The organism is Chryseosolibacter indicum (assembly GCF_018598585.1).
Lineage (GTDB): Bacteria > Bacteroidota > Bacteroidia > Cytophagales > Cyclobacteriaceae > Chryseosolibacter > Chryseosolibacter indicus.
Map to the genome: position 1 here is coordinate 82,057 of NZ_JAHESD010000003.1, position 15,004 is coordinate 97,060.

Below are 15,004 nucleotides of genomic sequence, written 5' to 3' on the forward strand. Positions count from 1 at the left end.
AACATGGCGCAAGTTTCAATACTAATCCCAGTGTATAATGCAGAACCTTTTCTGGCTACGGCTATTGAAAGTGTATTGAAGCAGACCTATGAAGATTGGGAGCTTTTGATTCTCGACGACTGTTCGTCAGACAATAGTTACTCCATTGCTTCATCATACAGTCTACTTGATAGTAGAATTACTGTCAGACGTAATGATAGAAACATGGGAATGGTTGCTAATTGGAATTCAGGTATCTCCCAACTTACTGGTGATTTTTTTATAAAGCTTGACGCTGATGATTACTGGCATCCTGAAATGCTAAAGGCTTCATTAGATGTACTGACACAGTATCCGGATGTAGCATTAGTTTTTACAAACTATTGCAATGTGGATAGGGAAGGTAAGGAGATAGATGGAACAAGGAGTGAATTGCCCCTATTTGTGATTGACCAACCTTTTTCGTGTATTCCGCTGGTGAAATTAGGGAGCGCTCATATGTTAAAGTTTCCAATTTTGCGACAAGGTCTTTCTTTGTTAAGGAGGAGTGTTTTTGATAAAGTAGGTGTATATAGTTATCTCTTGAGCAAAGAAACCGAAGCATCATCTGATACAGAGTTTTATTTCCGTGTTGGTTGTCATTACAACTTATACTGCATAAATGCTGTTTATTATTATTATCGGTTGCATACCGATTCTATCAGTAAACGCGATTACATTTCAGGTAAACAGGATTTAAAATTATACGAAGTAAAAACAGCCATTAATGATTATTATTATAAAAATCATGCAATTACTGTAAGAGAATGGAGAGCTAATAAAATTGACACCGATTTTAAGTATAGAACCGCTAGAATAAACGTCTATAGGAATAGTAAAAAGTTCCTCGATTTGATTGGCCTTTTGTTGGATACATTTTTCGAATACCCGGAAAAAACGGTAAGGTTTTATGTACAGAGATTATTGATGAGAGAATAGCACTATGATAAAGGTAGGTATATGTGTTTCTTATGATTGGCAATTATTGAAGAATTCATTGCCACTTATTTATAAATTATCTGATCTTATTTGCTTGTCTTTAGATAAAAATAGAAGAGCTTGGACAGGAAAATCTTATCAATTTGATAACGAATCTTTTTTTCAATTTGTAAAGGATATTGATGTCGATCGCAAACTTATAATTTACGAGGACGATTTTTCTTTGCCTAATAATACCGCGATGGAAAATGATACCCGTCAAAGAAATTTAATGGCTGAAAAATTAGGAAAGGGTGGCTGGCACATACAGATAGATAGTGATGAATATGTTTTAGATTTTCAAAGTTTTGTTCGAATCTTAAAAAGGATAAATACGAATCCGTCAGGTAATGAAAAGCCTTTAAACGTCTGCATATCTTATATTCCATTGATTAAGAAGTTATCTACGGGATACCTATGTGTTGACTTCAAATCAAAGCTACCAGAGATGGGACCTATAGCAACAAATGTTCCTTCTTATGAGCGCGCACGTAATAATGGACATTTTAACATTATCACCTCTCAATATGCTGTACATGATACTTGGGCCAGGTCAGATGATGAACTTTATTTTAAGATTAATAATTGGGGACATTCCAGCGATGAATTAAAAGAAAAAGAAGTTAGGGATAGTTATTATAAACTCTGGAAATCGTTGGACGAGTTTAATTATAAATACATTTCTAATTTTCATCCCGCTGTATCCGATGTATGGCCCGCGTTAAAGTTTGTTCCTTGTAATGATATAAAGGAATTGCTAATAAATTTCAACAAACCGTATTTTCCTCTTCGATCAAGTCAATTACTCTTGAGGAATAATAGAAATGTTGCTCGGCTAAAGGCAGTTCTAAGCAATTTTTTTTAGCTTGAAAAATGGATGTTTCAGTTGTCATTGTAAACTACAATACTTTCGAGTTAACTCGAAATTGTATTCAAAGTATACTGCACCAACAAGCGGCGTCGAATTTCAATTATGAAATTATACTTGTTGATAATGCATCTAATGAAAGGAACCCTGAAGAATTCAAGCAGGTTTTTCCATTTATTACTCTAATTAAAAGTGATAAGAATATAGGGTTTGCAGCAGGAAATAATTTAGGAATAGAACAGGCAAAAGGTGATGCTATCCTTCTTCTTAACAGTGATACCATTCTGGAAAATGATGCGATATCGATTTGTTATGATTATCTAAAAAAGCATAATGAAGTTGCAGTTGTTACTGGCAAATTAATGTATCCTAACGGTGATGTGCAAAGTAACTGTCAAAGATTTCCATCTATAAAATACCAACTTTTTGAAATATTAAGGTTACAGAAAATTTTGAGAAGCAAAGCAGGTCATATCTTGTTTGGATTCTTCTTTGATTATAACACACGTGCATTTCCAGATTGGGTCTGGGGTACTTTTTTCATGTTCCGGAGGAGGATTATAGAACAGTTGCCAGAGAAAAAATTGTCTGATTTGTTTTTTATGTATGGCGAGGATATGCAGTGGTGCATGGAATTTAGGCTCTTAGGTTACGAGATTTGCTTTTTGCCTGATGCTAAAATTATTCATTTGATGGGAGCAAGTGGAGGAGCAAAGAACGAATTAATTAAGCAAAATTTACGAGTGTTTATGAATCTGTATTATTCCAGTTGGAAGAGGATTGTTATTAAGTCACTTAACTTTCTACTTGTAGGCCGTTATGAATTTTAGTGCCAGCGTTATTATTCCTACCTACAACGGAGCAAATAAGATCAAGAATCTCCTGAAGAGCTTGACGCAACAATCTTTGAAGAACTTTGAAGTTATTGTTGTGATTGATGGATCAACGGATTCGACACTTGAAGTCGTCCGTTGTTTTGACGGCGCTTTTTCGAATCTTAAAGTTCTTTCTCAGGAAAACGGTGGAAGATCTGTGGTGCGAAATAGAGGGGCTAAAGAAGCAGCAGCTTCTGTTCTTATTTTTTATGATGATGATATGATTCCAGCACGTGACTCAATTCAAAAGCATTGTGAATTTAATAATTCTTGCATGGGACTGGTATGTGGCGATCAAGCTGAAATATATGATCCCAAAAATAGCGATATTCAGAATTATAAAATTGGGTTAACAAAAAAGTGGACTGATAAGTATAAAGAAGGTTTAAATAGGATGGATTTGCAGAACCTTTTTTTTTCTGCCTCTAATTGTTCGGTAAAAAAAGAGTTATTCTTTAGGCTTGGCGGGTTTGATGAGCGGTTAACAGATGCTGAAGATTTTGATTTTGCCTTTCGTGCAATTGAAAATAACATAGACGTATATTACGATAAGAGTAATAAAGCTGTTCACAATGATTTTATCACAGCCCGAAGTTATGTTAAAAGACAGAGACAATATGTGGCTGCTAATAAGAAATTACTGTTGATTCATCCTGATAGAAAAGGTAAAGTATATACAAAGGCTAATTTTTTTAAGAGGATCATCTATTGGTTTTTTGCTTCATCACATTTGATAAGATTAATAGATGCACGGAATATTTTAATGTGTCTTCCAAAATGGTTTCGTTATAGAATTTATAACATTATTATTCAAAGTTTGTCTTATGAATATCCCAACGTTCCTATATAGATGAAACAAAAAAAACTAGTCTATATCGTTTCTGAGGTAAATAAGTCACTCCATTTCGAATGGATTGCTTCTTCTCTGAAAGAGAATTACCAACTTTTATTTATTTTAATTGGCGCTCCTAAGTCCGAACTAGAGAAATTTTTAAAGAACCAAGATATTGTAACATATTCACTAGCTTATAAAAACAAGATTGATTCTATAAAGGCTTGGATAAAAGTATTTAGGATACTTTTTTTTAACAGACCAGATATTGTTCATACCCATCTTTGGGTTGCAAATTTAGTTGGATTAACAGTGGCGTATATTTTAAGAATTAAGAAGCGAATTTATACCAGGCACCATGCGACTATTCACTATGACTTATATCCTTCTGGGTTAAAATGGGACAAGCTTAATAACTTTCTCGCGACGGATATAATCGCCATATCCAAAAATATAGAATTGATATTAACACAATGGGACAATGCAAAAAGAGACAAAGTAGTGCTGATTCCACATGGTTTTGAAATGTCCTATTTTCAAAATGTCAATATAGATCGTATTGAAGTGATTCGTGAAAAGTATCAACTTAGTAAGGATAGACATCCAATTATAGGAGTGATTTCAAGATTTACTGAATGGAAGGGAATTCAGTTTATTATACCAGCCTACAAAAAAATACTATCCGCATTTCCAGAATCCCAACTTATACTTGCTAATGCACACGGCGATTATGAAGAAGAAATAAATGAGCTCCTTAAAACTCTTCCTTCGTCATCCCATGTAAAGATAAAATTTGAAAATGACCTGGCTGCTTTATATCATGTTTTCGATATTTTCATTCATGTTCCTGTTAATTCGCATGCTGAAGCTTTTGGTCAGATATATGTAGAGTCACTCGCGGTAGGTATTCCAAGTGTTTTTACTTTATCAGGGATTGCTTCGGAGTTCATAAGACATGAAGAAAATGCACTTGTTGTAGACTTCGAAAACGAAGTACAAATCTATGATAGCGTGTATAGGTTAATTGTTGATCAGCGCCTCAGAAAAAAAATTACTACCAATGGACTTAATTCAGTTTCTCAGTTCTCCTTTGAGAAATATACTGATAATTTAAATAAACTGTATTTAGGAGTATGAGTCCTTTGGTGTCTATAATTATTCCAGCTTACAATAGTGAAAGATATATTGCGGATACGCTAGACTCCGTACGATCACAAATAGTAGACAATTATGAAGTTATAGTGGTTGATGATGGTTCAACCGATAATCAGAAGTCTATTATCTTGAATTATGTTAAAGCGGATAATAGATTTAAATACATCTTTCAGAATAATAAGGGAGTTTCTGCTGCACGTAATGCAGGGTATTCAATATCAAAAGGTTTTTATATAGCTTTTCTTGATGCCGATGATGTATGGATGCCCGATAATTTGGGTAAGAAGATCAATAAATTTAAAGAGAACAATTTTGGTCTTGTACATTCTAATGCTTTAATGATAGATGACAAGTCGAATGAGCGAGAAGGAATAATTTTAAAAGGTAAAGAGGGATATCTATTAGATGATTTGTTACTATGGAATGGAACTCAAATTCCTGGACCGAGTAGCATATTAGTTAAGCGAGAGGTATTGGAGGAAGTAGGTTTATTTGATGAGAATTTATCGACCTCTGCAGACCAGGATTTTTTTTTCAGGGTTGCCGCCAAATTTAAGATCGGTAGGGTAAATGAAATCACATGGAAATATAGGTGGCATGATCATAATATGCATAAGAACATTTTGTTGATGGAGCGTGACGTTCAATACGTATATAGAAAGGCTTTAAAGTTGAATTTGTTTAAAACAAATTTCTTTAAGCGTAAGTCTTTCTCCAATATGTATCTGATCTTAGCTGCAAGTTGGGTCGGAGATGGAAAAAATTATTGGAAAGGTGTGTGTTATCTTTTAAAGTCAATAGCAACAAATCCTTTAGTTGTAATTCATATAATTAAAAGAATCTATATTAGAATCGTATCTCGTTAAAATTGATGTTATTAAAGTATGTGTGGTATCACGGGTAGTATTTCGAAGAAGAAGTTAGATAGTGATATCATTATGCATATGACAAATGCATTGATACATCGCGGGCCAGATGCTCAAAATATTTTTATAAATAATTCTGCTACGGTAGCATTAGGTCATACGCGGCTGAGTATAATTGATCTTTCTGCCGGAGCAAATCAGCCATTTAAATCGGGAGATGGAAGATATGTGATTGTTTTTAATGGAGAAATTTATAATTACAAAAGTGTAAAGGCCGAACTAATTAGGGACAATGGAAGTTTAAATTTTAAAACTGAGTCTGACACAGAGGTCATTCTTTACGCTTATGCCAGGTGGGGGAGTAAAATGTGTTCGAAGCTTGAAGGGATGTTCTCTATTGTGATCTATGATAATTTTGAGGAACAGCTTTTTATCTGCCGCGATCGACTTGGTAAGAAACCACTTTACTATTATCACGATTCTTCGTGCTTTGTTTTTTCTTCTGAAATTAAATCTCTTCTCAAGCATCCTGTTGTGAGAAAGAATATTTGTATTGATAAAGAGACAATAGGAACATTTCTTCATTTAGGGTATATCCCTGAACCTTATACAATTTACACAACAATTAAGAAATTCCCTTCCGGACATTTTTCAATATTGAGTAGTAGTGAATTAAGCTTAAAGACAGAGATGTTTTGGGAGGTTGAAAGTGATGTTGTTATAAAGCCGAATGAGTGGAGCGAACAAGCCGCAAAAAAAGCCTTACTAAATTCTCTTGAGGAAGCAGTAGAGAAGAGAATGATTAGTGATGTTCCTCTGGGAGCATTTTTGAGTGGCGGAACGGATTCTTCTTTAATTGTTGCTATTGCGTCAAAATTGTGCAAAGACAAACTTAAAACATTTAGTATAGGTTTTAAGGATCCTAAGTTTAATGAGCAGGAGTATGCTACAAGGGTAGCTAAAAAGCTTAACACAGAACACTATGCATATGAACTTGACGAGCATGAGGCTGTAAATCTCCTTGAAGATTATCTAGTCCATTTTGATGAACCTTTCGCAGATACCTCAGCTGTTCCCACTATGCTTGTTTCTAAGCACGCCAGAAAGGAAGTAAAGGTAGCTTTAACAGGTGATGGAGGGGATGAGTTATTTTCAGGTTATGGTTCCTATGATTGGGCAATGCGGTTGGCAAATCCACTTGTACATTTAGTTCAAAGTCCGCTTGGTACTTTATTTAACGCTATTGGCTCTGATCGATTGAAAAGAGTTTCCCGTATGCTGGAAAATGTAAAGGATCAACAGAGGCAGAGTCATATATTTTCGCAGGAGCAATATTTTTTTTCCGAGAAGGAATTAGTTAGTGAGTTACTTCAGGAATCTACAAAAAGGTTTTATAGAATAAACTATCACTCAAATTTCAAAAGCTTAAATGCTGCTGAAGAACAGGCACTGTTCGATATTAAATATTATCTAAAGGATGATCTTTTGGTAAAGGTTGATCGAGCTTCTATGTACTATGCTTTAGAATGTAGAAGTCCTTTTCTTGATCAAAAAGTAGTTGCGCTTGCATTGGGTCTTCCCTATGGGTTTAAAAGGAAAAATGGTGAGCGTAAATGGATATTAAAAGAATTGCTTAAAGATTTCTTACCTGAGGAATTAGTATACAGGCCTAAGTGGGGATTCAGCATTCCACTGGCGAAATGGATGAAAGGAGAGTTGTCGTACCTATTGGAAAAATATTTGACAAAGGAAGTTATTGAAACGTGTAATGTTGTAAGGTATGAGTATGTTGAGCAGATTAAGAAAGACTTCAAAGGTGGTCATAATTACCTTTATAATCGATTGTGGGTTTTAATTGTTATGCATAAATGGTTAATTGAAAATGGAGTTTGATAATAAATCATCTGTCTTATACTTAACCTATGACGGACTAACAGACCCGCTCGGACAATCACAAATCCTACCTTATTTGTGTGGTCTTTCTAAGGAGGGATATAAGATCACTATTATAAGCTTTGAAAAGAAAGACCGTTTTCATGAAAAATACAACCAAATTAAAAATCTTTGCAATGCGCATAATTTAAATTGGCGGCCATTAAAATATCATAAAGCTCCGCCAGTTCTTTCTACGATTTACGATCTATTAAAACTTAGAATAACTGTAGGTTTTTTCTTAAAACGAAATAACTGTGATATTCTACACTGCCGAAGTTATCCAACATCATTAATTGGATTATGGGCAAAAAGGAAATTTGGTGTAAAATTCATCTTCGATATGAGGGGATTTTGGGCTGATGAACGCGTAGAAGGAGGTTTGTGGAGTTTGAAAAATCCTTTAACTTTTTTGATCTATAAATTTTTTAAGAAGAAGGAGGCGACTTTTTTAAAAGAATGTGATTCGGTTGTTTCACTTACAACTGCCGCAAAAAAGTACTTAGTGAGAGAATTCGATATTCCGGAGCAAAAGATAATTGTAATTCCATGTAGTGTAGACTTAGATCTTTTTGATCCTGCCAAAATATCATCAGTTGAGAAAAGTAATTTACAAAAGAAATTGGGTTTGTCGAGTGATGACTATGTATTGTTATACTTAGGGTCCTTGGGGACATGGTATATGTATAATGAAATGGTTGAGTTTTATGAAGTATTTAAAAAACGTAATCCCAAAGCAAAATTCCTGTTTCTAACGCCTGATCAGGATAAGGTTCAAAGAAGAGATGGTTTTATTGTAGCTACGGTAAACCGGTCAGAAGTACCTTTATACTGTAGTATCGCTCATGCTGCTATCTTTTTTATTAAACCCAGTTTTTCGAAAATGGCATCATCGGCTACAAAGTTAGCGGAAGTGATGGCAATGCGATTGGAAGTTGTTACTAATCCAGGGTGGGGTGATATTGATGAATTTACAAAACACGGGCTTAGCATTTTATTGCATAAAGAAGGAGCAGTTATAGAATTGGGTAATACTAGCCCTTTGGCAATAGATAATAATAGAAATTATATTTTGAACGAAATGTCACTCAAAGGAGCCATTTCTAAATATCTTTCTGTTTATAATACATTGTGTAATAAGAACTAATAATGTGTTGTAATTTGTGAGGTTACTAAATAAGACGACCAAATATATAAACTATAAGGCCTCCAGGTAAAGCGAGTTAACGGCGATCGATGAAGCAATCTCTGATTTCTATTGGTATTATAATTCAATTTTTGGTTCCTTTTGCTCTAAAAGGGCAAAATGTATCGGCGGACTTTGAAATCAAATCAGAGGGTTGTATAGGAGAAACAATACAACCTAGTAACCTGTCTACAGGGGCGGTTTATTATGAATGGGATATTTGCCAGGGAGATCTGCAATTAGTTCCTTCAGGAAACGTGATAGGAAGTGTGTCTGGTACTAGCGTGGCAACCGGAACGGATATAGTTTACAATGAAGGAAAGACATTTGTTTTTATTGCCAGCAGAGATAACCATTCGATAATCAGATTGGAATTGAATGATGATCAAAGTAAGATTATTAGTTCAACAATAATTTCCGGAGTTGCGGGTATAAGCTCTCCTGTTGATATTAAAATTGTCACTGATAATGGTAAGTGGTATGGATTTATCTATAACGAAGGCTTAAATACTATTTGTCGACTAGATTTTGGAAATTCATTAACAAATGTTCCTATCAGTGCTGTACCTATTATTAATTCTAAAACTTCAACCAGTAATCAAGGGCTTGATTTAATAAGGGATGGTGGGTTTTGGTACATTGCCTATACTTTTAATTCAAAAGTTGGTGTCATCAAGCTCAATACAATTGAATCTATACCTTCAGTAGCTGATCAATTTCTTTCCGATAACCTCAGCGGCAATCCATTGGGTGATATTAAGGCAGTTCTTGATGGCGAAAACTTATATGCGTTTACTATTTCTTACGGACAAAATGCTTTATTTAAATTATCATTTGGAAATCAACCTTTAATAGCACCGCAAATAACAGACTTATCATCAAGTCTAATTCCATCGTTAAACTACTATGGCATTGATGTAGGATTTGATGATGGACAATACAACATTTTCACTTCTACACTTCAGGGAAGTATAATAAGAATATTACAAGGTGAGACACTTTCCCAAGCTGTTGTAAAATATGAATCATTAGGGAATCTCGGCGTTTTTACGAATACTGTAAAAAATAGACTAGTAAAGATAAAAGGACAATGGTGCAATTTTAGTATTGATTATACTAATGGTAATTTGTTTAAAGCAACTTTTCCCAATCCTCCTTGTGAAAACCCAATTTTTATCACAGATCAAGTGCCAACATTTGATTTTAAAGATTCTGGTAAAAAAACCATCACCTTATCAGCGTATGATAATAACGGGTGGGTAAGTGAGAAAACTAAATTTTTATCTATCTCTTCCTTACCTGCTCCGGATTTAGCTCTTCCCACTTCTGGTGAATATTGCGTGGGAACTCAAATTGAGTTTTCCTATACAAGTAATCAACTTATTCAACAACAAAGTTGGAACTTTGGCGATGGAACAACCAACAATGCTTCAAGCGTGTCTTACACTTATTTGAATAAAGGAAATTATACAATTAGATTAAATGTTACTGCTGAAAATAATTGTAGTAATGTGATTTGGAGATCCGTTTCGATTTTTGATGCCCCCGCACCTGACTTCACTCTTCCTACAAACAATCCCCTTTGCACAAGTCAACAGCTAATTTTCAATAATACCTCTGCCTATGATCCTGGTTCTTCTCCGCTATGGCAGTGGTTAATAAATGGTGAGCAGGTATCGACTAGTGAAGACCTGAATTATGCCTTAGAGAGTACAGATCCAAAAGAGATAAAACTTGTAGCTTCTATACCAGGTTGTTCATCAGAAACAACTAAAACAATTAATACTATTTACGAAGGTCCTTCTGCAAGCTTCAATCATGTAGGTAATTGCGAAGGAGAAGAAATCAGATTTACAAATACCTCTCACAATGCTCCTGATCAGTTAGTAGATTACCAATGGAATATAGCAGGTGACATAACATCAGATGTTGATCCTGTTCGTGTTTTATTCAATGGTATCTATAATGTATCGCTTACTGCTAAATCTGCTAATGGTTGTGAGAATTTGGTGGTACATGAACTTATTATAAACTCAAACCCCGTAGCCGACTTTAGAATTTTAAATTCGCTGATTTGTAATAACAGTCCTACTGATTTTATAGATCAAACACTCAACCCTGACACACCACTCGCTACATGGAAGTGGAATTTTGGAGATCAGCAGACATCAAATTTGCAAAATCCAAGATACAGCTTTACTAACGCTGGAGATAACATTGTTTCATTGGAAGTAATTGCAGCGTCGGGCTGTAGCAGTAGAATTCAAAAAATCATTAATGTAAAGCCTTCACCAGATTCAGTCTTTATATTTTCGCCTACATGTCGAAATATACCAGTTTCATTTAATGGGCCTGGTGCTTCCAATATTTTGGCGTGGACATGGGAGGTTGCTGATAAAATCTATTCAACGAAGGATGTAACACATACATTTCGCAACCCGGGAGCTTACCTCGCGAAACTAACAACAAAATCAACTAATGGTTGTGAAGGCGTACATACCGAAAACCTGATTGTGCCTGTGCCTTTGGAGCCATCGTACCAGGTAATAAAAAACTGCGTTGATCAGCCTGCTACTTTTAGCGACTTAACATCTGGTGCAGATCCTGTTGTCTCAAGAGAATGGTTAATAAATGAAAACGTTAAGCTAAATGGCAGTTCTGCAAATCATACTTTTAAGAACACAGGACAGCAACAAGTACAATTTACTGTAACAGCAGCCTCTGGATGTACCTACATTTTAAGGAATACTATTGATGTTACTTTGTCTCCTAAAGCATCATTTACAACTACACAAACAATTGGAGCGCCACCTGCTGAGATCGCTTTTACAAACACCTCTCAAAACGCATCTCTAAGTCACTGGATTTTTGGTGATGCGATAGAATCAAATGAAACCTCCCCTTTACATGTATACACAACAATAGGCAATTTCAGAGCAAGATTAAGGTCTTATAATGAGCAGGGCTGCGAAGATTTTGCTGAAAGAAGTATTACAATATCTCCTCCTTCTCCTAACGTTTCAATAAAGGCTATTACCACTACTGAAAATCCTGACGGGACCATGAAGATATTAATTACACTCGATAACGAAGGTAACACCGTGCTTAAAGATCTGCCTGTTGATATTGATGTTTCTGGTAGGCTTAATCTACGTGAAGTAGTTAAAGGACCTATATTGCCCTTGTCGCGTTACAATTTAAGTTTGTCATATGGCCTTCAAAAAACTGGATTAGAGTTCCTCTGCGCTCAAGCAGCGTTGCAGGGAGATGAGGATAGTCAGTTTAATAAGACCTGTATTCAACTAGACACTGATTTAATATTCTTTCCGGCTTTCCCTAATCCAACATCAGAGACGCTTAATGTAGAATGGATTTCAGCCGATGCAAAAAGTATTAAGCTGTCCCTATTTAACGCATTGGGTGTTGAGTTGTCGGGACGAGTGATAGAGTCGAAGAAAGGTTTCAATAGCTTATCGTTTAAGGTTGAAAGTCTTCAAAACGGGATTTATCTCCTTGTATTAAAGGCAAATAACTACCAATCAACCCAGAGAATTCTTATTTCGAAATAAAACTCTGAATAAGTTAGCTGCGGTAAAATTCTTTCTTTTATTTTTGCCCAAATAAAATTTGGTAACTCATTAACTGATACAATAAATATGCTGTCGGGCCTACTAAGATCATGAGTCAAAACACAGACATTTGATTGAAGTAACGAGAGTAAATAAAATTCAAAACGCATGAAATCAAACATTAAGCTAGACGCAACTGATCGTAAGATTCTTGAAATTCTTCAGGCAAATTCAAATATTACCAATGCCCAGTTGGCAAAAGAAATAGGTCTCTCACCAGCGCCTACGTTAGAAAGGGTTAACAAGCTGGAGACCTCGGGAGTGATCAGAAGTTATCATGCTGTTATTGATCCAGCTAGTGTAGGACTTGGCGTAAGTACATTTGTTATGGCAACATTGAAAGGGCATAACAAGGAAAACATCGAGAAGTTTATAAAGGCAATTAAACAAATTGATGAAATAGTAGAGTGCCATCATATTACCGGGGCAGGTGATTTTATACTTAAGATTGTGTGTGCTGATATTTCTGCTTATCAGCAATTAATGCTTGAGAAAGTTTCTAATATAGATGTGGTTGATAGCCTTCAATCTATGGTGATACTTTCAACATTTAAGGATAGCAAGTCAATGCCTATACCTCAATAATAACCATACGACTATGGTAATGGAGAAATCGTTGATACTTGATGCTCCCCAGATAAAGCAAAAGATCCGGAGAATGGCCTTTGAGATTTATGAGCATAATTTCAAAGAAAGAAGTATCGTCATTGCCGGAATTGCGGGTCAGGGCTATGTCTTAGCAAAGTTGCTTGCAAAAGAAGTTGAAGCCATATCTGAAATAAAGATTGTTCTTGTTCAGGTTTGGGTAGACAAAGAAGCCCCTCAACAAAGCGACGTGAAGCTTGACTGCGAGTTAAAGGAGCTTAAAAAGAAGTGTATCATTCTTGTTGACGACGTGTTGAATACGGGGAGAACTTTTGCTTATGGTCTAAAGCCTTTTTTAAATATCGCGGTAAAAAAGATAGAGATCGCGGTATTAGTAAACCGAAGCCATACATTGTTTCCGATTTATCCTCAGTATACCGGTTATGAGTTAGCTACCACACTTACTGAACATGTTGAAGTAGTGCTCGGGAAAGGTAGCGCAGTTTATCTTAAATAATAATAATCCATGTCTGTACATAAAGCCGAGAAAAAGAAGATCACAACGCATCAGTTGCAGGAGATGAAGAACCGGGGCGAGAAGATTGCAATGCTTACTGCTTACGATTATAGCATGGCAAAGATTATTGATGGGGCAGGCATTGATGTGATTCTAGTTGGTGACTCCGCATCTAACGTTATGGCTGGACATGAAACTACACTGCCTATTACTTTAGATCAGATGATTTACCATGCGGCTTCTGTAATAAGGGCAGTAAACCGTGCTTTGGTAATAGTAGATTTGCCATTTGGAACCTACCAAGGGAGCTCTAGTGAAGCACTAAGATCTGCTATCCGTATTATGAAAGAGGCAGGTGCTCACGGCGTAAAACTTGAAGGTGGTAGTGAAATCAGGGAGTCGGTAGAGCGGATTCTAAGCGCAGGAATACCTGTAATGGGCCATTTAGGGTTAACCCCTCAATCTATTTATAAGTTTGGTACCTACTCTGTGCGCGCAAAAGAAGGGGCGGAAGCAGCGAAATTAATAGAAGATGCAAAGCTCTTGAATGATATTGGTTGCTTTGCATTGGTACTTGAAAAAATCCCTGCTGAACTGGCGAAAAGAGTATCAGCATCCATTCAGATACCTACAATAGGAATTGGAGCTGGCCATGATACAGATGGGCAAGTGCTCGTTATGCAGGATATGCTTGGAATTACTAAAGAGTTTCAGCCAAGGTTCTTAAGAAGATACGCAGACCTTCATGCAACTATTACATCGGCAGTTTCTAAATATGTTGCAGATGTAAAAGCTGTAGATTTTCCCAATGACGAAGAGAAGTACTAGTTTTATTAGTGCTCTTATTGATTTGCGTCACATACGGAAATAGGGGTAGCGTCTTCAGCTTCACCAAACCATACAATTCCATACTCTTTGTAAAGACCAACGCCAACAGCTTTCCAGGTAGCCTTTGCCCACATGCCTTCATTGATAATTAGCGGATTGTGTGAAGGGCTCTTTTGCCACCCTTTCAAACCTTCTTCTGCTGTTGCTCCCCTTGAGCTGTAGTAGGCAATTTCATATCCTGCGCTGTTGTAGTCAGCAATTTCCTTTGGCTTATCCCACATGCACTTAGCCTCTTTGTGGTCGTTTGTATAACAGCAAGATGACCATTTTCCTTTCTTTGACCAGCTATGAGGATTGCACTTATTCTCCGGATCGAATTTGTAGTTATTAGCCAGGTCCTTCGCATGGGTTTGCGCTACCAAGCTTAATTTCGCAGAAAGTGGAATAGGAGGCAGGCCTTTTGACTTTCTATAGGCCATCATGATGTCGTATAATTTCTTCTCCTCGGCGCTAACACATAAGTCAGGAGCGCTCAAGGAAGACTTGTTTGCAGTAGTTGATGCTTGGAGAAGAAATAGTATAAAGACCAGGGATATTGATTTCATATCATTTAAGAACAGGCAATAAAACGTTTGTAAGAGATAAAAAGTGCGGTTTCAATAAAAACTTGTTAAAAATGCGCCGACCATTGAAATTTTAAGCTCAGGAATTAAGGAAATTCTTTAATTGTGATCA

Annotated in this window: 13 protein-coding genes; 12 read left to right on the forward strand and 1 reads right to left on the reverse strand. The window is 36.0% G+C overall.

Going from position 1 to position 15,004, the window contains the following annotated elements; translation table 11 throughout:
• Positions 1-3: 3 nt before the first annotated feature.
• The 12 genes from KK060_RS02000 (at position 4) to panB (ending at position 14,269) form a co-directional block, all read left to right on the forward strand.
• Entirely contained in the window at positions 4-957 is a 954-nt protein-coding gene (locus KK060_RS02000) for a glycosyltransferase family 2 protein (RefSeq protein WP_254151729.1), read from the forward strand.
• Between the two features lie 4 nt (positions 958-961).
• The gene (locus KK060_RS02005; protein ID WP_254151730.1) at positions 962-1,861 is read left to right on the forward strand and encodes a hypothetical protein; all 900 of its coding nucleotides are present in this window, start codon (positions 962-964) and stop codon (positions 1,859-1,861) included.
• 8 nt (positions 1,862-1,869) lie between these two features.
• On the forward strand, positions 1,870-2,694 hold the full coding sequence (locus KK060_RS02010) for a glycosyltransferase family 2 protein (RefSeq protein ID WP_254151731.1): 825 nt from the start codon (positions 1,870-1,872) through the stop codon (positions 2,692-2,694).
• A complete protein-coding gene (locus KK060_RS02015) occupies positions 2,684-3,589 on the forward strand; it encodes a glycosyltransferase family 2 protein (RefSeq protein ID WP_254151732.1) in 906 nt (301 codons plus the stop codon). The genes KK060_RS02010 and KK060_RS02015 overlap by 11 nt, the downstream gene beginning before the upstream one ends.
• Entirely contained in the window at positions 3,590-4,708 is a 1,119-nt protein-coding gene (locus tag KK060_RS02020; RefSeq protein ID WP_254151733.1) for a glycosyltransferase family 4 protein, read from the forward strand. It begins immediately after the preceding gene.
• A complete protein-coding gene (locus KK060_RS02025; protein WP_254151734.1) occupies positions 4,705-5,592 on the forward strand; it encodes a glycosyltransferase family 2 protein in 888 nt (295 codons plus the stop codon). The genes KK060_RS02020 and KK060_RS02025 overlap by 4 nt, the downstream gene beginning before the upstream one ends.
• 18 nt (positions 5,593-5,610) lie before the next feature.
• Positions 5,611-7,485: an asparagine synthase (glutamine-hydrolyzing) gene (gene asnB / locus KK060_RS02030; protein ID WP_254151735.1), complete on the forward strand. Its 1,875-nt coding sequence runs from the start codon at positions 5,611-5,613 to the stop codon at positions 7,483-7,485.
• Entirely contained in the window at positions 7,475-8,671 is a 1,197-nt protein-coding gene (locus KK060_RS02035; RefSeq protein ID WP_254151736.1) for a glycosyltransferase, read from the forward strand. The genes asnB and KK060_RS02035 overlap by 11 nt, the downstream gene beginning before the upstream one ends.
• Positions 8,672-8,760: 89 nt before the next feature.
• Complete coding sequence (locus KK060_RS02040) at positions 8,761-12,279, forward strand: PKD domain-containing protein (RefSeq protein ID WP_254151737.1); 3,519 nt, start codon at positions 8,761-8,763, stop codon at positions 12,277-12,279.
• Between the two features lie 168 nt (positions 12,280-12,447).
• Positions 12,448-12,924, forward strand: a complete 477-nt coding sequence (locus KK060_RS02045) for an Lrp/AsnC family transcriptional regulator (protein ID WP_254151738.1) — start codon at positions 12,448-12,450, stop codon at positions 12,922-12,924.
• 19 nt (positions 12,925-12,943) lie between these two features.
• Positions 12,944-13,441 (forward strand): phosphoribosyltransferase family protein, encoded by a 498-nt coding sequence (locus KK060_RS02050; RefSeq protein ID WP_367397454.1) that lies wholly within the window; start codon positions 12,944-12,946, stop codon positions 13,439-13,441.
• A gap of 9 nt (positions 13,442-13,450) precedes the next feature.
• Positions 13,451-14,269 (forward strand): 3-methyl-2-oxobutanoate hydroxymethyltransferase, encoded by an 819-nt coding sequence (panB, locus tag KK060_RS02055; RefSeq protein ID WP_254151740.1) that lies wholly within the window; start codon positions 13,451-13,453, stop codon positions 14,267-14,269.
• Between the two features lie 14 nt (positions 14,270-14,283).
• Here panB and KK060_RS02060 read toward each other — a convergent pair whose 3' ends face one another.
• A complete protein-coding gene (locus KK060_RS02060) occupies positions 14,284-14,874 on the reverse strand; it encodes a CAP domain-containing protein (RefSeq protein WP_254151741.1) in 591 nt (196 codons plus the stop codon).
• Positions 14,875-15,004: the final 130 nt, after the last annotated feature.

What these genes read in the sequence shown, in the direction of transcription:
- KK060_RS02000 (WP_254151729.1), top strand. Translation starts at nt 4, where the DNA reads ATGGCGCAAGTTTCAATACTAATCCCAGTGTATAATGCAGAACCTTTT.
- KK060_RS02005 (WP_254151730.1), top strand. Translation starts at nt 962, where the DNA reads ATGATAAAGGTAGGTATATGTGTTTCTTATGATTGGCAATTATTGAAG.
- KK060_RS02010 (WP_254151731.1), top strand. Translation starts at nt 1,870, where the DNA reads ATGGATGTTTCAGTTGTCATTGTAAACTACAATACTTTCGAGTTAACT.
- KK060_RS02015 (WP_254151732.1), top strand. Translation starts at nt 2,684, where the DNA reads ATGAATTTTAGTGCCAGCGTTATTATTCCTACCTACAACGGAGCAAAT.
- KK060_RS02020 (WP_254151733.1), top strand. Translation starts at nt 3,590, where the DNA reads ATGAAACAAAAAAAACTAGTCTATATCGTTTCTGAGGTAAATAAGTCA.
- KK060_RS02025 (WP_254151734.1), top strand. Translation starts at nt 4,705, where the DNA reads ATGAGTCCTTTGGTGTCTATAATTATTCCAGCTTACAATAGTGAAAGA.
- asnB (WP_254151735.1), top strand. Translation starts at nt 5,611, where the DNA reads ATGTGTGGTATCACGGGTAGTATTTCGAAGAAGAAGTTAGATAGTGAT.
- KK060_RS02035 (WP_254151736.1), top strand. Translation starts at nt 7,475, where the DNA reads ATGGAGTTTGATAATAAATCATCTGTCTTATACTTAACCTATGACGGA.
- KK060_RS02040 (WP_254151737.1), top strand. Translation starts at nt 8,761, where the DNA reads ATGAAGCAATCTCTGATTTCTATTGGTATTATAATTCAATTTTTGGTT.
- KK060_RS02045 (WP_254151738.1), top strand. Translation starts at nt 12,448, where the DNA reads ATGAAATCAAACATTAAGCTAGACGCAACTGATCGTAAGATTCTTGAA.
- KK060_RS02050 (WP_367397454.1), top strand. Translation starts at nt 12,944, where the DNA reads ATGGAGAAATCGTTGATACTTGATGCTCCCCAGATAAAGCAAAAGATC.
- panB (WP_254151740.1), top strand. Translation starts at nt 13,451, where the DNA reads ATGTCTGTACATAAAGCCGAGAAAAAGAAGATCACAACGCATCAGTTG.
- KK060_RS02060 (WP_254151741.1), bottom strand. Translation starts at nt 14,874, where the DNA reads ATGAAATCAATATCCCTGGTCTTTATACTATTTCTTCTCCAAGCATCA.